Below are 24,899 nucleotides of genomic sequence, written 5' to 3'. Positions count from 1 at the left end.
CTTAAATCCTAAAAGGAGGTTTACATCCTAGTAAACATTTGCTAAATTAGTAGTGATTACATTTTAATGAGTTAAATCGTTAAAACATTAGGAGGAAATGAAAATGAAACTTTGGGGCGGTCGTTTTACAAAGGAGACTAATGAGTTAGTTAATAACTTCAATGCATCAATCTCCTTTGACCAGAAATTTTATAAACAGGATGTCAGAGGTAGTATTGCACATGCTACTATGCTTGCTAAATCAGGGATTATTAGCGAAGAAGAAGGCGAGAAAATTGTTAATGGCTTAAAGGCAATTTTAGCTGACATCGAAGCAGGAAAGCTTGTTATAGATGATGAATATGAGGACATTCATACATTTATGGAGGCAAACCTTATTGAAAGAATTGGTGATGCTGGTAAGAAGCTTCACACTGGTAGAAGTAGAAATGATCAGGTTGCACTTGATATGAGACTTTATACAAGGGATGAGATTTTAGCTGTAGATGAAGAAGTTAAGGAATTAATGCAGGTTATTCTTCGTATTATGAAGGAAAATGTTACAACATTTATGCCAGGCTTCACTCATTTACAAAAAGCTCAGCCTGTAACTGTAGCACATCACTTTGGCGCATACTTTGAGATGTTTAAAAGAGATAGATCTAGACTTTCAGATATCTATGAGAGAATGAATTACTGTCCACTTGGCGCAGGGGCCCTAGCTGGTACAACTTATCCTCTAGATAGAGAGTTAACTGCTAAGTTACTAGAATTTAATGGACCTACACTTAATAGTATGGATTCAGTTTCTGATAGAGATTACTTAATTGAATTCTTATCAGCACTTTCAACTATTATGATGCATTTAAGCAGATTCTCTGAAGAAATCATTATTTGGAATTCTAACGAGTATAAGTTTATTGAGCTTGATGATGCATTTTCAACAGGAAGCTCAATTATGCCACAGAAGAAGAATCCAGATATTGCAGAGCTTGTAAGAGGTAAGACAGGTAGAGTTTATGCAGCACTTATGGGACTTCTTACAACAATGAAGGGAATTCCTCTTGCTTACAATAAGGATATGCAGGAAGATAAGGAATTAACTTTTGATGCAATCGACACTGTAAAGGGCTGTGTCAGCCTCTTTAAGGGTATGATTGATACAATGAAGTTTAATGATAAGAGAATGGCTGATTCTGCTAAGCATGGCTTTACAAATGCTACAGATGCCGCTGATTACTTAGTAAAGAAGGGCGTACCATTTAGAGAAGCTCATGGTATTGTTGGCCAGTTAGTTCTTCTTTGCCTCGATAAGGGAATCGCACTTGATGACCTTTCTCTTGAAGAATATAAGAAGATTAGTCCTGTATTTGATGAGGACATCTATGAGGCAATTAGCTTAGAGACTTGTGTTAATAAGAGACTTACTCTTGGAGCACCAGGACCTGAGGTAATGAATAAGGTTATTAAGTTAAATGAGGAATATTTAGCTAATAACTAAAATTAAAGATTAAAATTAAAGATTAAAATTTAAACCAGAAATTAGCCTAGGCTAGTTTCTGGTTTTTATTTGCCTTGATGCATTTTTCCCTAAGAATAAGGCTTTATATTAATTGTAGAAATATATGTTAAATGATATAATAAAAATAGTTTTTAAGCTGAATCTATAAGGAGATTTCTTATATGACAAGAATTATATATTTTGATGTTGCAGCGCTTTTAGTAAATGCCATCATTGTGTTTTCTTTCTTTTATAGAAAGATGACTAGGGGAGCATCGAATAAGTTTTTTATATTTAATGCTATATGGGGAATTATAACTTGCATTTTTGATATATGGGCTATAACTATTGATACGAGCATGCATAATAGTTTGTTTGAAATTAGGACTGCCTTTATACCTAATTCCCTTTATTTCCTATTTCATTTGTCTAATATTTTCATATATACTTTGTACAATATTAGCATTATAGACTTGTGGCAAATTATGTTTAAGAGGCATGGCTTCTGGCTTTTTCATATTTTTTCAATTCTAGCTATCATTATTTTATTGATTGTAAATCATTATAATGGCATGATTTTTAGAATTGATGAAATGGGACATTATATTAGAGGAAATTATATACTTCTAATGTATTTGATTGGTAGTCTGAATTTCTTATATTCCTTTTTCTTTGTAATTCAACACAGAGATTGGTATGCACAATCACACTTTAATAGTATTGTTTTGATGTATCCTATTAGTGTGCTTGCAATTGGAATTCAATGGTTCTTCCCGCATTTAGTTGTGGAGCCCTTTGCCCTATCTTTAGTTAATCTGTTGGTAAGCCAGACGGTTCAAAGACCGGAGGTTTTAATTGATGGAGTTACAGGTTTTCACAATATGAATTCCTTTATATCTGATACGAAAAGATACGAAAAGACTAAGTCTAATCGAATGATACTTCTGGTTAAATTAAAGAATTCGTCAATGCTTAGGGGACTTTTATCCTATGAGCACTACAATTCCTTAATTAGAAGAACTGCAGGTATGATTCAGAATTCGACTAATCTAATTAAGGGTAGATATATTCTTTATTATTTAAACGATGGCAAGTTTGCAATTATTGTTAATCGTATTGATGGAAGCAGGGTTAAGGCCTTAGCCGAACTAATTGATAATGAACTATCAAAGCCTATTAGTTTTAATCATATTAATGTAAATATAAACGCTTACCTTTGCAGTCTTGTATTCCCAGAGGATATTGCTAGCGTGGAGGATTTGATTACATTTTCCAATAGCTTTTACAATAATAGTAAGCTCATGGGAAATATTTACGAGGCTAAGGATATTATTAATGATAAGGAAGTATGTATAAATACAAACATTGATAAGATCATTGAAAAGGCTTATTTAACGGATAATTTCATGGTTTATTATCAGCCAATTTATTCTGTTAAGGAAAAGAAATTTAAAAGTGCCGAGGCTTTGCTAAGACTATATGACAAGGAACATGGCTTTGTATCTCCAAAGGTATTTATTAGAGCGGCGGAGAAGAGTGGGGCGATTCTAAGAATTGGCGACTATGTTTTAGATGAGACTTTTAAATTTATTGCTAGTGAAGATTTTGTAAAAAGTGGACTTGAATTTGTGGAAATTAATCTATCAATCCAGCAATGTCTTCAGGTGAATTTGGCGGATAATATCATAAATAAAATGAAGTGTATGGAGATATCTCCAGATAAAGTAAACTTTGAAATTACAGAAAGCATTGCTGGTTATTCTCAGGCTGTGGTTATGAATAATCTTATTAAGCTAAACGATTATGGTATTAAGTTTTCTCTAGATGACTTTGGAACGGGTTATTCTAATCTTAGAAGACTTGGAACCCTGCCAATAACTATTGTTAAGCTTGATAAGCTCTTTGTAGATGAGTATAAGAATGAGGTTATGCTAACCATAATTAAAAATGTAATCTCTATGTTTAAGGAACTAGATTTAAGAATTTTAGTTGAGGGTGTGGAGAATAAAGATCAGCTAGAGTCTTTTATTGACTATGGTTGTGATGAGATTCAGGGCTTCTTTTTTTCAAGGCCTATAAAGAAGGGAGATTTACTAGATTTCCTAGAAAACTTTAGGGCAGAGAAGCAGGAGAAATTATAAGAAGAATGAAGTTTAATCACTAGAATAAAAATAAGGGATGCCCTAGGGCATCCCTTTAGCTTTTGTATTTAATTTACCGACTAAGAGTCAAGACTCGCTCGCGAGTCTTGCGCGCCGGATTCGGGTCTGCTTTAGCAGACAAATTCCTGTCCGAATCCGTGCGCATCCTCGCGGAGCGTTTAACTCAGTCGGAGCTTGTGCCCCGACTGAGTTAAATGTTATCAAAATCATCAAGTGAATCTAAATCATCTGGACTTACAATTTTATCAACCTTATCTTCTTCATTGTCTTCAATTTTATCTTCTTTATCTTTGTTTGAAGAAACGGCTTTGTTTTCATTTTTAACACCATCTAAAATCTCTAACTCTTTTACAGAATCTGGATCATCTTCGAAGTATTCTTCAAAGAATTCTTCCTCTGGAATGTCATCGATTATGATGCTGTCGTTGTCCTCATTATCAATAATGATTTCTTCACGAAGCTTTTCCTTAATAAGCTTTTTCTTAATATCTTCACCTAGAATGATTGATTGTAAGAATACTGGTAGCTTATCTAATTTGATCTCTTTTTTTCTAATCTTTTTTGAAATAATATAGAGAACAATCAAAATGATAATACTTATAATGCTTACCACAATTCCTAGGATTGAATTAACTGGTGTGTACTTAAGGCTTACTGTATGTGAGCCCTCAGATACGCTTACCATAAGTAGGGCATCCTTAAAGGCGCTTGTTTCTACCTTCTTGCCATCGATGAAAACTGTCCAGCCATCATCGTATGGAATTGAGAAGAGGATATTTCCATCTTCGCTAGCATCAATAGTGCCTTCAATGCTTGTGCTTGAATAGTCTGTAACATTTAGTCCTGACTCATTTAGCTGCTCCATAGCTGATACATAGCGGCTCTCTTCAAGAGTATAAACCACAAGGCCCATAGAACTATCAGATTCAATCTCAATGTCATCCTCAGTTGTGTAGTAGCCTAAATCAAGGATTGTACCTGTCTTAATATTGGTAAAATCTCTTGTTGTTGTATCATTAATAGTTACATGTATTGATGAGCAAGCAGAATTCTTAGTAATTAGGTAAATGTGTCCGTCCTTTACAGGATTAAAATAAACCCAATCATCATTGCCGTATTCATATGTAAGAGTAAATACGTTTGAAATTCCAGTTAAGCTCTCAACTAAGCTATTAGTATTAATAATGCCATCGTTTGACTTAGTAGGATTCCAGTTATCCTCTGCGTCGGATGGAATTAAGTATCCTACAGGAAGTACATTTTCATTCTTATAAATAAACTCACCGTTGTTGCCAGTTACATAGCTAATCAAAGGTCCTTCGTTTAGAATCTTATTGCTAATTAGGTACTTAACTGAGAAAAGTGAGTTAGTAACTAGTGTTGAACCGTTGTAACCATAAGCGTTTGTGGAACTTTCAATTCCAAGGAAGCCAAAGAGCTTTGACATTCCAGCATTACTTGTGGAAGAGAAGTTTGAGATGGAATGGTAATTATGCCAAGCGCCATCGTTTTTAGTTCTAGCACCAACCACCTTGTCCATTCTGTAAAATGTATCATCTTGACTTGCAACTTCTTCTGTAACATTTTCAACAGCATCAAAATCAATCTGATAAGATGAAAGGGATGTTGTGCCAAGGCCTGTATTATCCATGTTTATAGTTGCCTCAATGATACAAAGGGAATAGCAGGCAATTAGTAAAATCGGGCTTTTAAACTTCTTGTTTCGCTTTAGATAGATTAAAAGGGCGTAGAGTAAAATAAAGGCGCCACTTATATAAACTGTCTTAAAATCATAGGTTTCATCGGAGACAAAGAGCTGCTCAACAATTACTAGGAAGCCCATACTTATCCAGAAAGCGAGGGCAAGTTCTTTATTAGTGAAGTTCTTTATATTTTTAAAGGCCTCAAAGCAAATAATTAATACAAAGAAAATGTAAATAAAGGACTGACGTGCTGGTAAACTGTTTGGATAGTGGAAACCATGCCAAATGTAGTTTGGAATATTTAGGTTAAAGGAAATTAAAAAGATGAGTAATAGAGCCATCTTTGTGATCTTTTCCTTAGGCTTAACCTGTTTTGAAATAACGTAGAGTGGAAGTAAAATAAGGATTGCCACTCCGCAGTAAATATTAGGATGATGTTCTAGGGCTGTGTGCACTGGAATATCAATTAAGTGTCTTGTAAATTCCTTGATTATGCTAAAGTAGTTTGACCAAGTTGATGGGAAGGTCGAATTACTTGAAGCGGATAAGGAAAATGTATAAATCTCAGGAAGGAGTAGAATTGCTGCTAGTCCTCCGGCTAGGAGAGAATAGAAGGCAAAGCTATACATTTTCTTAAAATATGCATAAAAAGACTTCTCGCCCTCGTAACAAATAATGAGTACGATAAAGTATAAAACCACGCTAATACAAACCATAATGGAAATGTAGTAGTTTGTGTAAATGCAAAGGCCAAGCATAATGCAGTAAAAAATGCCCTTGTTTTGATTTACCAATCTTTCAAGACCAAGAATGATTAGTGGGAATAAAATGATGCAATCAAGCCACATAATATTCCAGCTATAAGCTGCTAAAAATCCACTAAAAGCATAGAAAATACCAAAAGGTACAATGCTTAACTTCTTAGTGTTAAAGTGCTTTGAAATGTAGAAAACAATTGCAAGGCTGGCTATTGAAAGCTTTGTTGCAATAATGTAGTCCATTACAACTGGTATGAATTTTTGTGGGAAAAATGCAACAATAAAATTCACTGGGCTTGCTAAATAGTAAGCAAATAAGGATATGAAGTTAGTTCCCATACCAATATCCCAGGAATACCACAAAGAGTCACCAGATTTAATCTTTTCCCATAATTCTGAGAAGAATGGGGCATATTGATGATAACAATCTGATCTTAAGTAGACGTTATTGCCAAAGGGATAAATCTCTTTAATATAGTAAAGAGCGATATACATTATCAGTGGCAATACAAAAGCTACAATGTAAGTTATATTTCCTGAAGGCACAAGGCCTGTGCTTTCTTCAAGTAGTCTAAATCGCTTTTTCTTTCTTGTTTTTATATTAGATTTAGTTTCTCTTGATGAATCATGTTCTTGATTCAAAGTGTTTTTCTCTGTTTTTCCTAAGTTAAGATGACTTATATCTAACACTTTAAACTTCCCCCGTTTAATTTATTTGGGGATTATAAAAATGTATCAAAAAAAGACGTATTAAAGTCAAAATCCCCTAAACGACTGTAATACTCTTACTATTTTAACAAAAAGAGCAATTAGTGTAAATAAATATAAGGATTATATACAAATTATTCTGTAATATTGTCTTGTAAATTTTGTAACATTTTTGTAAAATATTAATTGTACGCAGAGGGACCTTTATGTAAATTAAAGGAGCGTATAAATGAAACTTTTAAAAATATATAATAAATATAGATATTGGCTAAGATATGTAATTATGGGCATTGCGATAGTTGTCCTTGGAATAATTTACATTTTTAGCAGGGATTTTGATAAATTAAACATAAATAATAATGACATTCAAAACGATGTAGAGGAAAGCACGGAATTTGTAACATTTTCTCAAACACAGACAGAGGAGACTAGTAAGATTTACGTATACGTCTGTGGTGAGGTGCAAAATCCTGGGGTTTATGAATGTAATAACGGCGATAGAGTGATTGACGCTATTAATTTAGCAGGCGGTGCTCTTGAAGGCTCAAATTTAACGAATTTAAATCTAGCAGATAAGTTATCTGATGGATTAAAGATATATATTCCTAATATTAATGAAGAAGGGTCAGAGTATTCTTTTAGTGAGGAGGGTGGATCATCTAATGGTTTTTCTAATGAAAAAACTAAGAAGGTGAACATTAATAGTGCAACTAAAGAAGAACTTATGACTCTTAAAGGCATTGGAGAATCAAAGGCTGAGGCCATTATTTCCTATAGAAAGGAAAAGGGGGCCTTTAAATCCATTGAGGATATTAAGAATATATCTGGGATTAAAGAGCAAGCGTTTGATAAAATCAAAGATTTTATTTGTGTTTAAAATAAAATAGTAGGAGATTTGGTATGGCTGACAAGGTTTTAGTAGTAGATGATGAAAAGTTGATTGTAAAGGGATTAAAGTTTAGTCTTCTTCAGGATTATAAGACTGTTGATGTGGCTTATGACGGGGAAGAAGCGCTTAATTTAGCCAAAGAGAATAATTACGATATTATTTTACTTGATATTATGCTTCCAAAGATGGATGGACTTGAAGTTTGTCAGCAGATACGTGAATTTTCAGATGTACCAATTATTATGTTAACAGCTAAGGGCAATGACATGGATAAGATTTTAGGTCTTGAATACGGGGCTGATGATTATATAACAAAGCCTTTTAATATATTAGAGGTTAAGGCTAGAATGAAGGCTATTCTTAGAAGAAATAAGTCTAAGAGCCAGGAAGAGAAAAAGTCAAACCTTATTACTGCAGGAGATATGAAGATTGATATTGATGGCCGTAATCTCTTTATTGAGAATAAGGAAATCTATCTTACTGCTAAGGAGTTTGATTTACTTGAAATTCTTGCCTCAAACCCAACTAAGGTTTACTCCCGTGATAGCCTCTTAAAGAAGGTTTGGGGAAGTGATTACCCAGGAGATGCAAGAACTGTAGATGTCCATGTTAGAAGACTAAGAGAAAAGATTGAAAAGAATCCATCAGATCCACAGTATGTACATACAAAGTGGGGCGTGGGTTATTATTTTAATGTCTAATAGTAAGTGGTATATATATGGTGAAGATAAGAAGAAAAAGAAAGAAAATAAGTATTACAAAAATAAGGAAAAGGTTAGTTGCCTTTTTTAAACGATTGTCGGTTATCGAATACATTTTCATAAGCCTTATTTCTTGCGGAACCCTATTCTTGGCGACTTTTGTAATTGATAAGGCATATTATGATGCTTTGGTAGATAAATATATTTCCAACCTGCAGAATACTACAGTAATTGCAGCGGCGGAATACTCTAATTATGCTAGTTTAGAAGCTGCAGTTGAAAGTGGTATGAATAATAGGCTTAATGTAGCCTCAGCCATTGGAAATGTTAGACTTAGACTTGTAAATTCTAACTTAGAAGTTACTTGGGATACCTATGGAACGGATACTTCTAAGACTTTGATTAATTCTAAGATTCTTCAGATTTTTCAAAATGAAAAGACAATATCGGAATTTGACAAGGAGAACGGCAAGGTAGAAACAGCCACTCCTGTTTATAATTCTAGTGATGAATTAATTGCGGTTTTAATAGGTGACCTAGATGAATCAGAGGTTGCAGATGTATTTGAATATGTGAATGACATTGATTTTGCCCTTCATATTATTCTTGTGACTGTTATGCTTGTGATTTTATTTATTAACTTCCATTTGATTTATAAAAAGCTAAATAAAAAGTTAGATCTTGTGGCAGATATTGCTCAAGGTCATACAGATAGACGTTTGCCAGAGGGCAAATTAACGGAATATAAAAGATTTGCTAGTGATTTTAATAAGATTTTGGATGCGGCTAGTAAGGTGGATGATTCAAGAAGTGAGTTTGTGTCAAATGTATCTCATGAATTAAAGACACCTATAACCTCAATCAAGGTTTTAGCGGATTCTCTTAATACAGGAGAGGATTTCCCAATTGAAGTTTATAAGGAATTTATGGCGGATATTGTTACTGAGATTGATAGAGAAAGTAAGATTATTGATGATTTATTAGCACTAGTTAGAATGGATAAGTCAGCTTCAGCACTTAATATTACAGCAGTTAACATGAATGAAATGTTAGAGCTGGTTTTAAGAAGACTTCAGCCTATTGCTAAAAAGAAGAATATTGACGTCTTATTTGAAAGCTTTAGACCAGTAATTGCCAATATTGATGAAGTGAAGATGACTAGAGTTATTACGAATTTAGTAGAGAATGCTATTAAATATAATGAGAGTAAAGGCTGGGTTCATGTTTCCCTTAACGCCGATCACCAATACTTCTATATAAAGGTGGAGGATTCAGGCATGGGAATTCCAAAGGAGAGCCAAGACAAGGTATTTGATAGATTTTATAGAGTCGATAAGGCTAGATCAAGACAGACAGGTGGTACAGGACTTGGTCTATCAATTGTCAAAAATATTATTCTTATGCATCATGGAACAATTAAGTTACATAGTGAAGAAGACGTGGGAACGGTATTTACCATTAGAGTTCCAATTAACTATGTAAAAGAAGTTAAATGATAGGGGACAATATGAAAAAGATAACTGGTATGATTTTAATCGCAACTATGTTAATAAATTTAGTGGCTTGTCAGACTAGTGGCAGCAGCTATTTTTATTACTATACTAATACAAGTTGCGTAGAACTTATAAAGAAGGAAACAAAGTTAAAGACTGACTCAAATGAAGAAATAATCAAGGCTTTAATTGAATGCATGGGCACTAAAAGCAGTGACAAGAAGGAATGTGTTATTAAGCCAGATTATGTAACAGATCCTACAGTTTCAATTTCAAATGACTATTGCTTACTAGATTTTGATAGTAGTTATTATCAAATGGATTCCTATACGGAAGTTTTATATAGAGCTGCAATGGTTAAGGAAATCACTCAGCTAAAGGACATTGAATATGTGGAATTTAATGTAGATGGCGAGGATCTTGTAAAGAATAATAAAAAAGTTGGGGTAATGACAGCCTCTGACTTTGTAGATGATGCCAATAACGGCGATGATTCCATTGAGTGGACTAATGTTACCCTTTATTTTGCAACAAAATCCGGGGACAAGCTAATTAGATACAATAGAACTCTTTCTCATAGCAGTAATGTTTCGGCAGAAAAGTTAGTGATTGAGACTTTAATAAAGGGTCCAACCCAGGCAGGTTTTTATAGAACCCTTCCAAGTGATGTGAGAGTCCTTAGCGTATCTGTAATCGATGGAATTTGCTATCTTAACCTTTCAAGCGAATTTGTTGATGAAATGGTAAATGTTACAAGTGAAATTCCAATTTACTCAATTACAAATTCTCTTTGTAGTTTAGAGGGTATCGACGCAGTAAGAATTCTAGTTAATGGTGACTCCTCAATTTCCTTTAGAGAGTCCATTAGTCTAGATACAGAGTTTGAATTTAACGAATCATTGATTAATGAATAACGAATAATAACTAATGAGAAAGCAATTTTGTAATCTTAGATTTAAAATAAAGATTATAGTTTAAGAGTATATAGGAAAGATTATGGAAAGACCAATTTTTATTGCAGCTATTTTTGCATTAATAACTGCATTTACATCTATATTTCTAGGGCAGGAATTGACTATCTTTGTCCTAATTGCAGGACTTCTTATACTTCTAGCTTTAAGGGAGTATAAGAAAGTCTCTTATCTATATTTAATAATTCTATTAATAATTCCCATTGTAAGTATTAGGTCGCATTTTTACAAAAACCAAGCTAAGTTAATTTCTAATCTAGAAGTTAAGGAGGAGCTTAATGCAAATGTATCAGGTTACGTAACTTGTATCAGCAAGACGGAAAACGGAATAAGCTTTAGGCTTATGAATGCAAGGGTTGAGGTGGATAGAGATGTTTACCATGCTGATGATCATGGTGGTAATGTTACTTTAAAGACCTCATCTGAAAAGAAGGATTCAGAAAAGACTGTTTCTGAGAAGTTTTCCCTGCTAGTTTATGCGGATGCTAATACAGACCTTTTAGAGGGAGATTATATTGAGGCTAGTGGTAAATTAAAGAGACTAAATACTAGTAGAAACGAAGGAAATTATAATCAAGAGGAATATTATAAATCCCTTGGAATAAGGGCATCTTTTACGATTTCAGATTTGAAAAAAATAGACAAATCTAAAACAGGAATTTACCCAGAACTTTTTAGACTAAAGGGATATTTAATTGGAGTTTACGATAAAATTTTTACAAAAGACAAAGCAGCTATTGTAAAGGCCATGACCCTTGGAGTAAGAACAGATTTAACAGAACAACAAAAGCTAGACTTTAAGGATAGCGGAATTGCACACCTACTTTCAATTTCAGCCCTTCATGTATCCTTACTTGGCCTTACAATTTATAAACTACTAAAGAGAAAACTAGATTATTTAGTCGCGGCCATTATAGCTGTATTTATTATGCTATCTTATCTAATAATTACTAATAATGGTATTAGCTGTAGAAGAGCGGTAATTATGTTAATCGCTTATTGTATTGCGGATAATCTAGCTAGGTCTAATGATTTAATTACAACTATTTCTTTAAGCCTGATAATATTAATAGTAGATGATCCTTACGTTATAACTAATACGGGATTTTTACTATCCTTTTTATCCATGGCAGCTATCGCCTTTATTTATCCAATAGTTATAAATGATGAGAAAATCCTTATGCTTTTTAAAAGAGAAGAATTGAATAAAAAGGACATGAAACAAAAGATAAAAAGAAAGCTTAGTGAAGCCTTTTGCCTTAGTCTATCTATTCAAATTGCAACACTTCCTGTAATTATTCTAATGAATTATGAAGTTGCTTTGCTATCTATACTACTTAATTTAATTGTAATTCCTCTATTTAGCCTTCTTATGGTAAGTGCTTTTCTTTCTGGAATCATAGGACTTTTTAATATATTTTTATCCCTGCTTTTTGCAGGAAGTTCAAATTACATATTAGATTTTTATAGCCTACTTATGAAGATAAGCACAAGCTTTAAGGGCTCTATAATTCTAACGGGGGCTCCAAGAAGGGAGTTTGTAATAGCGTATTATCTAATCCTTTTGGTAATTATAATTTTGGCTAAACTACTAAGAGATGAGATCCTATTTAAATATGTCTCTTTCTTTCAAAAAGCTCTCTTTGGCGCATACATTTTCCTAATAATAATTGGGCTTAATCTTCACTACAAGGAGCTGTCAGGTCTTAATATTGTTAGCCTTGATGTGGGGCAGGGGGATTGCCAGATAGTTAGCTTAGAGGGAAAGAATTTCCTAATTGATGGTGGTAGTACTGATATTAAAAATGTTGGCGAGTACCGCATATATCCTAGCCTTAAATATAGAGGGATTAAAAGCCTTGAGGCTATAACGGTGAGCCACTTTGATTCAGATCATGTAAATGGTTTAATTGAACTACTTGAAAAGGCAGATAGACTTGAAATAAAGAAAATCGTTATCCCGGATGTAGAAAAGCTAGAGGAGAACGAAAATTATCTAAAAATGACAAAACTAGCAAAGGAGCGAGGCATTAAGCTGGAATATATTAAGGCCGGGGATGTCTTATATTTTCAAAAGGATAAGGGCTTTAAAATCACATGCCTGCATCCTCTTAAAAACTTTAGTTATGAGGATGCTAATGATTACTCCACCTCCTTTTTAATAAATTACGGAGATTTTAAGGCCTTAACTATTGGTGATGCAACAGCTCTAGCTGAAAAAGCTATAATGGATAATGCTATGGCGCTGGGACTTGATATTAGTAATATCAACCTTTTAAAGGTGGGGCATCATGGCTCAAAGACAAGTTCTAGTAAGGAATTTATTGATTTTACAAGGCCAAGCTTTAGTATAATTTCTTGCGGTATTAAGAATAGATATCATCATCCAAATGAGGAGACCTTAGATAAATTAAATGCTATAAATTCTAAAATTTATATTACAAGTAAGATTGGCGAAATTATGATAAATACTAAGAAATCCGGGAAATTAACTATAAGGGGATACTTAGATTAGTTTTGATTCTTGCCTTAATACATGGTATAGTTGAAGGGATTAATGGATAACTAGGAGTGACTAAATGAAAGAAATTGCTAAGGATATAAAATCTGGGGAATTTAAGAAGGCCTATTTAATATATGGCGAGGAGACCTATTTAAAAAAGCAATATAAGGAAAAGTTAAAGCAGGCTCTAGTTGGAGACGACACAATGAATTACGTCTATTATGAGGGCGAATCCATTGACATTGACGATTTGATTTCTAGTTGCGATACAATGCCATTCTTTAGTGATAGAAAGACGATTATCGTTGAGAATAGCGGCTTTTTTAAGAAGTCTAATGATAAACTTGCAAATTATATTAATAAATTGCCAGACTATCTTGTTTTGATGTTTGTTGAAAAAGAAATAGATAAGAGAAATAAGCTATATAAGGCTGTGCAGTCCATTGGCTATGTTTCAGAGATGAGCTTTCAGACAAGTGCGGTTTTGAAAAAATGGATCGCTACCGTACTTGGAGCAAATCAGATTAAGATTACTTCTGAGGCTTGTGATGAGATTATCTTTAGAACTGGTTCTAACATGGAATTAATTAAGCTGGAGCTTGATAAGCTAGAAGCTTATGTGGCGGATAGTAAAGAGGTTACAATTAATGAGGTTAGAGAAATTGTTTCAAGTCAGACTGAAAGTCACATCTTTGAAATGATTGAGGCCCTTGCTAATCACAATCAAAAAAGAGCCCTTAGCCTTTACTATGAATTGTTAATGCTAAAGGAAGCGCCATTAAAGATTTTATTTTTAATTGTTCGTCAGTTTAATGGAATATTACAGACTAAGGAATTAACTAATCGACATCTTTCAAATAAAGAGATAGCATCAGCCCTAAAGCTTCCGCCTTTCGTTATTGGAAAGTATCAAAGCCAGGCTAAAAACTTTAGTCTAGAGGAAATCAAGGATGCCCTTGAATTCTTTGCTGAAATTGACGAGAGTGCAAAGCAGGGTAGAATCTCAGATAGAATGGGTGTTGAGCTTGCAATTGTAAAGTATTCATCAAAGTAGAATTAAATCTAAAAGATTAGATAAAAAGAGCCAAATTATTAAGGCAGTGCATTAATAGCGTATACCATAATAATTTGGCTCTTTTAGAATTATTAGACTTAAATAGACTAAAAAAAACCTCGTTGTGAGTGGGCTCCAACGAGGTTTTCATTAATCATATTATTAATCAAGTCTATTAAGCTAATGTGTTAACAGCCTTTGTAATACGAGATACTTTTCTAGCAGCTGTATTCTTGTGGAAAATTCCCTTTGAAGTAGCCTTAGAAATCTCGCTAATAGCAACAGTAAGAGCAGCTTCAGCAGCAGCCTTGTCACCAGCAGCAACAGCAGCTTCTACCTTCTTAATATAAGTCTTAACCTTAGACTTAATAGCCTTATTTCTCTCAGCTCTAACCTGACTTGTAATTACTCTCTTCTTAGCAGATTTAATGTTAGCCAATCCGTACACCTCCATTTAATAAAAATTATAATTTAGAATTTATACTGTTTCGCATTAAAGCCGGACACGGACGATCTAATGTAAACATACTCATATATATTAAAGTAGATTGAGAGGAATGTCAATATAAAATGGGAAAAAGATTTATTTAGTAAGTATTTTATCATCGAAGTCGTAAATATAGACATTGTCTGAGAGTATCTCAGTTTGAGCAAGTTCAGATTGATTAACTGTATTAATTAGGAAATTAAGATCATCTTTTTTGATATTATCAGTTTTTCTTAGGATTAAAACCTCGTGAATTGAGGATGGAATAATGTAGAGATCACTATCAAGTTTTGTAGCGATTTTTTCAAGAACCCCAGGATAGAAGATACATGAGGCACCATTTACTTTATTTTCATTAGTAAGAATTAGTAAGTCGTCATCATCAAGCCTTACCTCGTCTAGTTCCATAAGCTCCATGTGCTTCTTTTCATAAACAGTTTTAAATAGGGAGTAGCAGTTTGGCTTTAAAAATGTTGGCGCATTAATAAGGGCATCTGCAAATAGCGTGTCTGTATCAATATTCCAGAACTTAAGATGGGAATTTTTAATTAGCACAGAAGCACTCTGTTTATCATCCTTGTCAATGACGCAAAGAAATACAAGGGCAAGGTCTAACCTTCTAATATGAGGAACATTTTCTAAAGTCTCCTTATTTCTTTCGTAATTAATAAGCTTAATGGCAAGGTGTTCCTTAACAAAATCGTAATCCGTATATCTATCGGCTTCCTTGGCAAATTCTGGAACCTTAGCATTAGCGTAAGTTTCATTAATCTTCTTAGTAATAGCATCAAGGCTTAAACCGCTTTTATATTCTTCGTATAGGGGATTTAGATAGATGGTTGGGGATACAACCTGGCCGGGGCTAATAATTACAAGGCCGTCAAGCTTAAGATTGTTGTTTTTAGTTACCTGATTGATGTTAATCTTCACATCTTCATCAAACTGTGTCTGTAGATTCTCCTTAATAGACTGGGTGAAATCTTCGTAGTTTAATAATTTCATAGAGTTTCTCCTTTTTCTTATCTTTTTGTAAAATTGAAATGTGGTAAGAACTTTACCAATGATTATAGAAATGAATTTTGAAAATTCTTATGTAGTATATACTAAAGTTTTCATATTGGCAAGTAGAAAATAAATGAAAAAATTTGATAGAAGCGCAAGAATATAGTAATATTAAGTAGTATGTCGACACATGTAGCTCAGCTGGATAGAGCGTTTGCCTCCGGAGCGAAAGGTCGCGGGTTCGAATCCCGTCATGTGTATTTTGCATTTGCAAATAGAAAGGAATCAAGATGGAACGAATTAATAAATATTTAAGTGCCATTGGAGTATGTTCAAGACGTGAAGCAGACAGATTAGTTGAGGCTGGAAGAATTTTGGTAAACGGCGAACTTGCTAGCCTTGGAACTAAAGTTAGCGATGAAGATGAGATTAAAATAGATGGAAAACTTGTGGCAAGTAAAAATACAGAGGATGTATTAATCGCCTTTAATAAGCCTGTTGGCCTACTTTGCACCACAGCAAGGGACCAGGGAGATAATATAGTAGATTTTATAAATTATAAGACACGAATTTATCCTGTGGGTCGATTAGATAAGGAGTCATGCGGCCTTATTTTACTAACTAATAATGGTGAGATGATGGATAAGCTACTTCGTTCTTCTAATCATCATGAGAAAGAGTATATTGTCAGTGTTGATGGTAAGGTGGATGATGCATTTTTAAAGAAAATGCGCTCCGGTATCTACTTAGAAGAACTAGATAGAACTACTAATAAATGTAAGGTGGAGAAGGTGGATGAGCACACGTTCACTATAATTCTTACTCAGGGCCTAAATAGACAGATTCGAAGAATGTGCAAGGCCTGCAATAGAAAGGTTACAAGCCTTAAAAGACTTAGAATCCTTAATATTAATCTAGGAGATTTAAAGACTGGAGAGTATAGGGAGATTAGGGGTAAAGAAAAGGAAACTCTTTATAAGATTTTAGATGATTAGTTGACTTTTGATTTGCAGTTTAGAGTTGAATAAAAGCGACATATTGCTTTGTAAAAATGCGACATAAGGGAGAGAATAAAATGGATAAATTAGATAGAATTAAAGAATTAGTTGAGATATTAAATAAGGCGGGAGAAGCCTACTATTCAAAGGGTACAGAGATTATGTCAAACTTTGAATACGACGCCCTTTATGATGAGTTGGTGGCCCTTGAAAAGGAAACTGGTCATGTGCTTTCAAACAGCCCAACAATTAATGTAGGTTTCGAGACACTCTCAGAACTTCCAAAAGAGCGTCACGAGTCTCCAATGCTTAGTTTGGATAAGACTAAGTCAAGAGAAGCTCTTAGAGACTGGCTTGGTGATAATTTAGGTGTCCTTTCTTGGAAACTTGATGGTTTAACTATTGTTTTAACTTACGAGAATGGTGAGCTTAATAAGGCAGTAACTCGTGGAAACGGTGAGATTGGCGAAATCATTACTAATAATGCTAAGGTTTTTAAAAATATACCTCTAAATATTCCTTACAAGGGAAAGCTAGTGCTTCGTGGTGAGGCAATTATTTCTTACTCAGATTTTGAAAGAATCAACGAGCAGATTCCTGAGGCAGATGCTAAATATAAGAACCCAAGAAATCTATGTTCAGGTTCAGTAAGACAGCTAAATAACAAGATTACAAAGGAAAGAAACGTGCAGTTTAGAGCCTTTAACTTGGTTTCTGCTGAAGATGTAGATTTTCAAAATTCTAGAAAATGCCAGTTTGAATGGCTAAAGAGCCTTGGCTTTGACGTGGTGGAATACAAGATGGTTACTAAGGAAACTATACTTGATAGCATCCAGTGGTTTGCTGATACTATTAAGACAAATGATTTCCCATCAGATGGTCTTGTTATTCTTTATGATGATATTGCCTATGGAAATTCTCTTGGTAGAACAGCGAAGTTTCCTAGAAATTCTATGGCTTTTAAGTGGTCTGATGAGACTGCAAAGACAAATTTACGTGAGATTGAGTGGAGTGCTTCAAGAACAGGTCTACTAAACCCTGTTGCAATCTTTGATACAGTAGAGCTTGAGGGTACAAATGTATCTCGTGCAAGCGTTCATAACATCAGTGTTATGGAGGGCTTAGAACTTGGAATCGGTGATGAAATCGAGGTTTTTAAGGCCAACATGATTATCCCTCAGATTGCTAAAAATCTTACTAGAAGTTCTAAGTTAGAAATTCCGGCGAAGTGTCCTGTTTGTGGTGGTGAAACTGAGATTAGATCTGTAAATGAAGTAAAGTCTTTATACTGCATAAATCCTGATTGTCAGGCAAAGCATGTAGGTAGATTCACACATTTTGTAAGCCGTGATGCCATGAATATTGATGGTTTATCTGAGGCGACTCTTGAGAAGTTTATTGGAAGAGGCTTTATTCATGATTTTGTAGATTTATACCATCTTGAAAGACATGCAGATGAGATTATTTCTATGGAAGGTTTTGGTCAAAAGTCATATAATAATCTAATAGAAGCCGTGAACAATTCAAGAAAGACAAATTTAGTTAGAGTAATCTATGGACTTGGTATTGATAACATTGGTTTATCAAATGCTAAGATGATGGTTAAATCCTTAAAGGGTGAGAATAACAAGGAGACTATTGAAAACATTTTAAATGCCACAGTTAAGAGATTAACTGACATTGACGGTGTTGGGGAAATCATTGCAGCCTCTTTAGTGGACTTCTTTAAGGAGGAGAAGAATTTAGACCTATTTAATCGCTTATTAGCTGAGTTAGAATTAGAAGAGATGCAGGAAACTCAGACTTCAAATATTCTAGAGGGCAAGGTGCTAGTAGTAACTGGTACTGTTAACATTTTCCCTAATAGAAATGCAGTCAAGGATCTTGTAGAGTCTCTAGGTGGCAAGGTTACAGGCTCTGTTACTTCAAAGACAAATTATTTAATTAATAACGATTCTAAGTCTCAGTCAGCTAAAAATAAAACAGCAGCTAAGCTAGGAATTCCAGTTATTACTGAGGAGGAATTCATTAAGCTTATTGGAAGAGAGGACCTTCTTTCATAAGGAAGTAGCGAAGCGGATTTAGAATGTCCGCTTTACAATGTGCAGCTTAGTTACTAGAAGTTAGTTTAGGAGGAAAATATTATGCCAGTAAAAATCGCTAACGACCTGCCTGCAAGGTTAGAATTAGAGGAAGAAAATATATTCGTCATGGACGAGGATAGAGCCCTATCTCAGGATTTCAGAGCTCTTGAAATTTTGATTCTTAATCTTATGCCAATTAAGCAAGATACAGAATTACAGCTACTTCGTTCCATGTCTAATACACCACTTCAGTTAGATGTCACATTTTTACAATTAGAAAGTCATGTGTCAAAGAATACATCGGCTTCGCATTTACGTAAATTCTATCAGACATTTTCTGAAATCAAAAACCGCAACTTTGATGGAATGATTATTACAGGGGCACCAGTGGAAAAGCTTGAATTTAACGAGGTTAACTACTGGGAAGAGCTTACTGAAATTATGGAATGGTCAAAAAAGCATGTAACTTCAACCCTTCATATTTGTTGGGGCGCACAGGCCGGACTTTACTACCACTTTGGAGTTGGTAAGGTGGAATTTGAAAATAAGTTATCAGGTATTTATAAGCACAAGGTAATGAACCGTAAAGAGCCTTTGGTACGCGGTTTTGATGACATTTTCATGGCACCACATTCAAGATATACAGAAGCCTCAAGACAGGATATCCTTAAAAATAAAGAATTGATGGTACTTGCAGACTCAGAAGAAGCTGGAATCTACATCGTTATGACAGAAGATGGCAAGCAAATCTTTATTATGGGCCATCCAGAATATGATAGATACACTCTAGATCAGGAATATAAAAGAGATTTGGAAAAAGGCATAAATCCTGCACTTCCAGTAAATTACTATCCTGATGATGACTGCAATAGAAAGCCAATCCTATCTTGGAGGAGCCACGCAAATAATCTTTACACAAATTGGTTAAATTATTATGTATACCAGCAGACACCATATGAGCTAGATAAATTGTCATAAAAAGACATTTTCTAAAAAAATAAATTTGGGAAGTCCCATGAAATCTAGCTTTGACTTTTCTATACTAATAATATTATTAACAGTCCAACTATTTTCTGTTAAAATAACTTCTTGTGCGACAAAATCGCTTATAAGTATGAAATGATATAGAAATAGAAGGAGAGACGGTTATGAGTGAATCACCAGTTAGAAAAAGATTAGGTTCTAGACTAGAATATTTGGGATTTGACCTTGTAAAGTACGAGAACGGTAACAAGTACATTCAGGTTAAATGTAAAAGATGTGGTGAAATCTACGATGACGAAGTTAATGTAATTATTAACAAAGGACGTGTCTGTACAAATTGCGGTTCTTTAAAGAAAAAGTCAGAAATGACAGACGAATGGGATAAGAACCTTTATTTTAATGTTATAAGAAACACAAAGGGCAAGGTTAAGGTAAAGAAAGTGTTAAATAATGGCCTTTTCAAAGCTCAGTGTACAAATTGCAATAAAATTTGGGAAACATCAGTAAAGGAAATCGCAAACTTCCAGGCATGCCCAAATTGTGCATACTAAAATAAGCCGTAAGGCATTATATGAAAAAATAGGTGGAGCAAAGCTCCACCATTTTTTTAGCTAATTTTTCTAAACATAAGATACGAAAACTTCCGCCGTAAGTCATAAGCCATCCGACATTGCAACTTTAAAAGGCCGGACATCTACATCGTAAGTCATAAGCCATCCGGTAGCACCCTCTCAAAAAGAAGGAAAAACCAGTGTGGCACCGCCACACCGTTTTTCCATCCTTAATATTCAAACACTACATACATCAACACCCTCCCGTCTCTTGATATCATCCCTGTAATTCCTAATTCAATCCGTCTTTCGATATTCTCCCTATAATTTCCAAACCTCCCGACCTCGAAACTCTCTCATTCTCCACAGTAGCCAACCGCTAGTGCATCCCAGCCGTAGTGGGGCGAGGGGGAGTAAGCTAGGGTCGTAAGCCTGAAGCTCACTGACTTTTTGAAGACAATTCTAACCGCGTCAGTAGTTAGGTTTTCCGAGCCCAAAGGGCAATGGAAAACCTTATCTACTGCTACGCTGCTAGCTTGATGGAACCTGCGCGCATTAGAATGCCTTCGGCATGTGCGCGAGGCTACATGACAATTTCCGATGGAAATTGCCACACTAAGCGGGAGCGTGTCCTTCAAAAAGTTATGTGAGCACCAGGCGTACCCCCGGGTCACTCCCCCTAACCTCACCCCCCTTGCCCCTCTCCCTTAAATTTGTTAAAATATACACATAGGGTGATAAAATTTAATATCGATATACGTTTGGAGGAGTTATTATGGAGATTAGAGATTCTAAACCAATTTCTAAGAGCAATAAGACTTTCATGCTTTTACTAATTGCTGCAGTGGTGCTTTTTGCAATATTTGCTTTGGCTTACTTTAAAACCACATGTGTTGGAATTTCTGAAGAGGAGACAGAATCAAAGATACAGGTGGCAGCAGATGAGGGAACTATTTATAGTCCAGAAAATGAGACTAGTATAGATGCCCTAGATTTAGACAGCATTGATGGAATCTATATTGCTGGCTACAACGATTTTGAAATCCTAACAAATTCAGGCTATACAAAGCTAAACTTAATCGATGAATCTTTTATTGTTGATGCGGAATGCGAAAGAATTGTAAATTTACTTGCGCTAGCGGCTATTAAACTTGATAAAAATCAAGAGGGCTATTATTATAATATACAGCCGGCAATTACAGATTTATATGGAGGTTCAAAGGAAGTTGAACTAAAGGAGATAACAGAGTTTTACAATTATTCCCCAAGTGAGATTTTAGCTAGTGAGGTAATTATTGATAAGACTAATTTATCTGTGTCAGATTCTTTAGTTCAAACTAGTAACGATTTACTTCCAGATGGCTGTAGGCTAGAGCAAAAGGCCGGAGGAGTGTTGGTTCTTACAATTCCGCAATATCAGGAGAGAATTACATTTCGAAAGGTCAATATAAAGATTGATTAGGGAGGCATTATGGCAACTTATTATATGCCTGTAAAGGTTTTTGAAGAGACAGATGTAGTTAGAAAAAAAGCGGGAGAAATAGCTAAACTTGGTAGCAAGGCATTAATTGTTACAGGTAAGCATTCAGCTAAGGCTAATGGTAGCTTAGATGATGTAATAGCGGCACTTGATGAATATAATATTTCTTATATACATTTTAATAAAATAGAAGAAAATCCACTAGTTGAGACCGTTATGGAGGCAGTGGATTTTGCAAAGAATGAAAATGTAGACTTTGTGGTGGCTATTGGCGGCGGCTCACCTCTTGATGCAGCAAAGGCAATTGCACTTATGTTAAAGCATCCAGAGGAGGATTCCTCATATTTATTTAGAGCAGGCGGAGACGATAGTCACCTACCTTTATGCCTAATTCCTACAACTTGTGGAACAGGCTCAGAAGTTACAGGTGTTTCAGTGCTTACAAGAAATGATATTAAGACAAAGCAGTCAATTAGCTTTAAGATCTTTGGCGACATTGCTTTACTTGATGGAAAATATTTAGAAAGTCTTAGCCCAAAGGTTCTTAAAAACACTGCAATGGATGCCTTTTGTCATTTAGTGGAGAGCTATGTAAACAACAATGCAACTATCTATTCTAGAATTGTATGTCTTGATGGTCTTAGTTCTTTTAAAAATGTTTTGCCAGTAGTTAGGGGTGAGAAAAAGCCTAAACTTAGCGATTATTTTAACTTGCTTCGTACTTCTACATACGCAGGTATGGCAATCGCTCAAACTGGTACTGCAATTCCACACGGTCTTAGCTATGCATTTACTTATAACTTAGGAATTGAGCATGGAAGAGCTTGTGGATATTTTCTTGCGGGCTATTTAAAGATGGCTTGTAAAAAATGGACATGTCTTTCACAGGAGTTATCTGATTATTTCAAAACAAATTTGAACAATCAATTTAGCACAGTAGGCGAAGCTGAGGTTAATTTAATCCTCAACACTGCAGGAATTGCCTCTGTTGAAGAGTTTGAAAAACTATATGCACTAGTATGTGAAAAAGTAGAAGTGGAAGAGGCTAAGCTAAATAAAGAGCTTGATAATACAGTTAATGACTTATTTAATAATAAGGCCAAGCTTTCAGTGGCACCTTTCCAACTTTCAAAGGAAGAATTAACTGAAATAGCTTATGATATTTCAATATAATAATAAAGATTGCATAAAATATATCATTAGCAAGCTAGACGAGAGCTAAAGTAAAGCATATAATTTAAGCGAAACACATTACTAGGCTTGGAAGGAGAATAAAATGGCTTGTACAACAATTTTAGTAGGTAAGAACGCATCTTATGATGGTTCTACTTTAATGGCTCGTAATGAAGACTCACCATCTGGTGAATTTACAGCCAAGAAATTTATATCAGTAAATAAGGGAAAGCAGCCTAGATCTTATAGATCAGTGCTTTCAAAGTTTAAGATTAAATTATCAGCAAACCCACTTAGATACACAGCAATGCCTAATGCAATTGACAATGAAGGTATCTGGGGCGAGGCAGGTATTAACGAATTAAATGTGGCTATGTCTGAAACAGAGACAATCACTAGTAACCCAAGAGTTCTTGGTGCTGATCCACTTGTGAAGGACGGTTTTGGCGAAGAGGATATGCTTACAATCGTGCTTCCATACATTAAGTCAGCAAGAGAGGGCGTGCTTCGTTTCGCATCCCTTCTTGAAGAATTCGGTACTTATGAGATGAATGGTATTGGCTTTCAGGATAAAGACGAAGTTTGGTGGCTTGAGACTATTGGCGGTCATCACTGGATTGCAAAGAGAGTTCCAGATGATGCCTACGTGCTTATGCCAAACCAGCAGGGTATTGATTTCTTTGACTTTGTAGATGCATTTTCAAAGAAGGAAAATCATATGTGCTCTAAGGATATGCTTGATTTCATTAAGGATAATCATCTAGACCTTGGCATGCATGATGAAGGCTATAAGATTGAAGAGGACAAGGCTTTTGATATTAGAGCAGCTCTTGGTTCTCATGATGATTCAGACCACACTTATAACACACCTAGAGCTTGGTTTATGGCTCGTTACCTTAATCCAACAACTTACACATGGGATGGTGAAGGTGCAGATTACACACCTGAGTCTGATGATATTCCATGGAGCTTTGTTCCTGAAAAGAAGATTACAATTGAGGATGTAAAGTACGTCTTATCTTCATATTATCAGGGAACACCATATAATCCATATGGCAAGACTGGTGACCTTACTAATAAGGGTAAGTATAGACCAATCGGTATTAGCAGAAACAATTTCCTCGCTATTACTCAGCTTCGTCCATATATGCCAAAGGAATTTATGGCATTAGAGTGGATTTCAGTGGGTTCTAATGCTTTTAACGTTTCAGCACCTTTCTATGCAAATGTTAATAGAACACCAGATTACCTAGCTAACACAACTGCTAGAGTTTCAACAGATAATTACTATTGGTCATCTAGACTTATTGGCGCAATGGCTGATGCTCACTACAATACAACAGCTATTCACATTGAGCGCTACCAGAATAAGGTACACTCTAAGGGCCACGAGATGATTAATGCCTTTGATAAGGAATTGTTATCTAAGGATTTTGCAAATGTATCTAGAAAGCTTGCTAATTGCAATGACGCAATTGCTAAGATGCTTAAGGAAGAAACAGATGATGCCCTTGATAAGGTGCTTTATACAGCAAGCTGCGGTATGAAGAATTCTTTTGCTAGATCTGATGCATAAGTCAAATATGTATTCTTAAAAATTTAATAGGATTTTTGGACAACCTCCAATTCTTTTATAAGTTATTTTAGTTGTTAAATTTACTGTTATAGCATTGCGAATATATGTATAATATGGTATTATTACTTTAACAATATCGTGT

Annotated in this window: 18 protein-coding genes and 1 tRNA gene; 16 read left to right on the top strand and 3 right to left on the bottom strand. The window is 34.8% G+C overall.

From position 1 onward, the window contains the following. Window positions 1–103: 103 nt before the first annotated feature. Window positions 104–1,480: an argininosuccinate lyase gene (argH, locus tag BLQ66_RS05665; RefSeq protein ID WP_074521325.1), complete on the top strand. Its 1,377-nt coding sequence runs from the start codon at window positions 104–106 to the stop codon at window positions 1,478–1,480. Window positions 1,481–1,965: 485 nt separating this feature from the next. After that, window positions 1,966–3,621, top strand: a complete 1,656-nt coding sequence (locus tag BLQ66_RS05660) for an EAL domain-containing protein (protein ID WP_180364697.1) — start codon at window positions 1,966–1,968, stop codon at window positions 3,619–3,621. A gap of 211 nt (window positions 3,622–3,832) precedes the next feature. Here the strand turns inward: BLQ66_RS05660 and BLQ66_RS05655 are convergent, their stop codons facing one another. Next, window positions 3,833–6,793 (bottom strand): YfhO family protein, encoded by a 2,961-nt coding sequence (locus BLQ66_RS05655; protein WP_074521323.1) that lies wholly within the window; start codon window positions 6,791–6,793, stop codon window positions 3,833–3,835. Window positions 6,794–7,040: 247 nt separating this feature from the next. Between BLQ66_RS05655 and BLQ66_RS05650 the strand changes: the two genes are divergently transcribed. The 6 genes from BLQ66_RS05650 (at window position 7,041) to holA (ending at window position 14,422) form a co-directional block, all read left to right on the top strand. After that, window positions 7,041–7,688, top strand: a complete 648-nt coding sequence (locus BLQ66_RS05650) for a helix-hairpin-helix domain-containing protein (RefSeq protein WP_074521322.1) — start codon at window positions 7,041–7,043, stop codon at window positions 7,686–7,688. Window positions 7,689–7,711: 23 nt separating this feature from the next. Then, window positions 7,712–8,401, top strand: a complete 690-nt coding sequence (locus tag BLQ66_RS05645; RefSeq protein WP_027430586.1) for a response regulator transcription factor — start codon at window positions 7,712–7,714, stop codon at window positions 8,399–8,401. 17 nt (window positions 8,402–8,418) lie between these two features. Beyond that, on the top strand, window positions 8,419–9,897 hold the full coding sequence (locus tag BLQ66_RS05640) for a sensor histidine kinase (protein ID WP_074521321.1): 1,479 nt from the start codon (window positions 8,419–8,421) through the stop codon (window positions 9,895–9,897). Between the two features lie 11 nt (window positions 9,898–9,908). Further along, window positions 9,909–10,808: a GerMN domain-containing protein gene (locus BLQ66_RS05635; RefSeq protein ID WP_074521320.1), complete on the top strand. Its 900-nt coding sequence runs from the start codon at window positions 9,909–9,911 to the stop codon at window positions 10,806–10,808. Between the two features lie 82 nt (window positions 10,809–10,890). Beyond that, the gene (locus BLQ66_RS05630) at window positions 10,891–13,380 is read left to right on the top strand and encodes a DNA internalization-related competence protein ComEC/Rec2 (RefSeq protein ID WP_074521319.1); all 2,490 of its coding nucleotides are present in this window, start codon (window positions 10,891–10,893) and stop codon (window positions 13,378–13,380) included. 64 nt (window positions 13,381–13,444) lie between these two features. After that, complete coding sequence (gene holA / locus BLQ66_RS05625; RefSeq protein WP_074521318.1) at window positions 13,445–14,422, top strand: DNA polymerase III subunit delta; 978 nt, start codon at window positions 13,445–13,447, stop codon at window positions 14,420–14,422. Between the two features lie 175 nt (window positions 14,423–14,597). On the opposite strand, the gene rpsT is transcribed toward holA, so the two are convergent. Both rpsT and BLQ66_RS05615 read right to left on the bottom strand, forming a co-directional pair. After that, window positions 14,598–14,876 carry a 30S ribosomal protein S20 gene (rpsT, locus tag BLQ66_RS05620; RefSeq protein ID WP_034245369.1) on the bottom strand — a complete coding sequence of 93 codons (279 nt, stop codon included), beginning with the start codon at window positions 14,874–14,876 and terminating at the stop codon, window positions 14,598–14,600. Between the two features lie 129 nt (window positions 14,877–15,005). Then, window positions 15,006–15,911 (bottom strand): DUF5688 family protein, encoded by a 906-nt coding sequence (locus tag BLQ66_RS05615; RefSeq protein ID WP_074521317.1) that lies wholly within the window; start codon window positions 15,909–15,911, stop codon window positions 15,006–15,008. 186 nt (window positions 15,912–16,097) lie between these two features. Here BLQ66_RS05615 and BLQ66_RS05610 point away from each other — a divergent pair. The 8 genes from BLQ66_RS05610 to BLQ66_RS05575 all read left to right on the top strand — a co-directional run bounded on the left by BLQ66_RS05610 (window position 16,098) and on the right by BLQ66_RS05575 (window position 24,757). After that, window positions 16,098–16,171 (top strand) — tRNA-Arg (locus BLQ66_RS05610). 30 nt (window positions 16,172–16,201) lie between these two features. Continuing rightward, window positions 16,202–16,906 (top strand): pseudouridine synthase, encoded by a 705-nt coding sequence (locus tag BLQ66_RS05605; RefSeq protein ID WP_074521316.1) that lies wholly within the window; start codon window positions 16,202–16,204, stop codon window positions 16,904–16,906. Between the two features lie 80 nt (window positions 16,907–16,986). Continuing rightward, window positions 16,987–18,972, top strand: coding sequence for an NAD-dependent DNA ligase LigA (gene ligA / locus BLQ66_RS05600; protein WP_074521315.1), 1,986 nt, complete (start codon window positions 16,987–16,989; stop codon window positions 18,970–18,972). Between the two features lie 81 nt (window positions 18,973–19,053). Beyond that, window positions 19,054–19,971, top strand: a complete 918-nt coding sequence (gene metA / locus BLQ66_RS05595) for a homoserine O-acetyltransferase MetA (RefSeq protein WP_074521314.1) — start codon at window positions 19,054–19,056, stop codon at window positions 19,969–19,971. A gap of 170 nt (window positions 19,972–20,141) precedes the next feature. Beyond that, window positions 20,142–20,528 (top strand): hypothetical protein, encoded by a 387-nt coding sequence (locus BLQ66_RS05590; protein WP_027430595.1) that lies wholly within the window; start codon window positions 20,142–20,144, stop codon window positions 20,526–20,528. A gap of 775 nt (window positions 20,529–21,303) precedes the next feature. Beyond that, on the top strand, window positions 21,304–21,990 hold the full coding sequence (locus BLQ66_RS05585; protein WP_074521313.1) for a hypothetical protein: 687 nt from the start codon (window positions 21,304–21,306) through the stop codon (window positions 21,988–21,990). 9 nt (window positions 21,991–21,999) lie between these two features. Then, window positions 22,000–23,181, top strand: a complete 1,182-nt coding sequence (locus BLQ66_RS05580; protein WP_074521312.1) for an iron-containing alcohol dehydrogenase family protein — start codon at window positions 22,000–22,002, stop codon at window positions 23,179–23,181. A gap of 103 nt (window positions 23,182–23,284) precedes the next feature. Then, the gene (locus tag BLQ66_RS05575; RefSeq protein ID WP_074521311.1) at window positions 23,285–24,757 is read left to right on the top strand and encodes a C69 family dipeptidase; all 1,473 of its coding nucleotides are present in this window, start codon (window positions 23,285–23,287) and stop codon (window positions 24,755–24,757) included. Window positions 24,758–24,899 lie beyond the last annotated feature (142 nt).

This window comes from Lachnospira pectinoschiza (assembly GCF_900103815.1).
Classification (GTDB): Bacteria; Bacillota; Clostridia; order Lachnospirales; family Lachnospiraceae; genus Lachnospira; species Lachnospira pectinoschiza_B.
The sequence above is the reverse complement of the archived record's forward strand: the minus strand, read 5'-3'. Positions and strand labels throughout refer to the sequence as shown.

Coding starts and splice junctions, on each gene's coding strand:
- argH (WP_074521325.1), top strand. CDS start 104: ATGAAACTTTGGGGCGGTCGTTTTACAAAGGAGACTAATGAGTTAGTT.
- BLQ66_RS05660 (WP_180364697.1), top strand. CDS start 1,966: ATGTTTAAGAGGCATGGCTTCTGGCTTTTTCATATTTTTTCAATTCTA.
- BLQ66_RS05650 (WP_074521322.1), top strand. CDS start 7,041: ATGAAACTTTTAAAAATATATAATAAATATAGATATTGGCTAAGATAT.
- BLQ66_RS05645 (WP_027430586.1), top strand. CDS start 7,712: ATGGCTGACAAGGTTTTAGTAGTAGATGATGAAAAGTTGATTGTAAAG.
- BLQ66_RS05640 (WP_074521321.1), top strand. CDS start 8,419: ATGGTGAAGATAAGAAGAAAAAGAAAGAAAATAAGTATTACAAAAATA.
- BLQ66_RS05635 (WP_074521320.1), top strand. CDS start 9,909: ATGAAAAAGATAACTGGTATGATTTTAATCGCAACTATGTTAATAAAT.
- BLQ66_RS05630 (WP_074521319.1), top strand. CDS start 10,891: ATGGAAAGACCAATTTTTATTGCAGCTATTTTTGCATTAATAACTGCA.
- holA (WP_074521318.1), top strand. CDS start 13,445: ATGAAAGAAATTGCTAAGGATATAAAATCTGGGGAATTTAAGAAGGCC.
- rpsT (WP_034245369.1), bottom strand. CDS start 14,876: ATGGAGGTGTACGGATTGGCTAACATTAAATCTGCTAAGAAGAGAGTA.
- BLQ66_RS05615 (WP_074521317.1), bottom strand. CDS start 15,911: ATGAAATTATTAAACTACGAAGATTTCACCCAGTCTATTAAGGAGAAT.
- BLQ66_RS05605 (WP_074521316.1), top strand. CDS start 16,202: ATGGAACGAATTAATAAATATTTAAGTGCCATTGGAGTATGTTCAAGA.
- ligA (WP_074521315.1), top strand. CDS start 16,987: ATGGATAAATTAGATAGAATTAAAGAATTAGTTGAGATATTAAATAAG.
- metA (WP_074521314.1), top strand. CDS start 19,054: ATGCCAGTAAAAATCGCTAACGACCTGCCTGCAAGGTTAGAATTAGAG.
- BLQ66_RS05590 (WP_027430595.1), top strand. CDS start 20,142: ATGAGTGAATCACCAGTTAGAAAAAGATTAGGTTCTAGACTAGAATAT.
- BLQ66_RS05585 (WP_074521313.1), top strand. CDS start 21,304: ATGGAGATTAGAGATTCTAAACCAATTTCTAAGAGCAATAAGACTTTC.
- BLQ66_RS05580 (WP_074521312.1), top strand. CDS start 22,000: ATGGCAACTTATTATATGCCTGTAAAGGTTTTTGAAGAGACAGATGTA.
- BLQ66_RS05575 (WP_074521311.1), top strand. CDS start 23,285: ATGGCTTGTACAACAATTTTAGTAGGTAAGAACGCATCTTATGATGGT.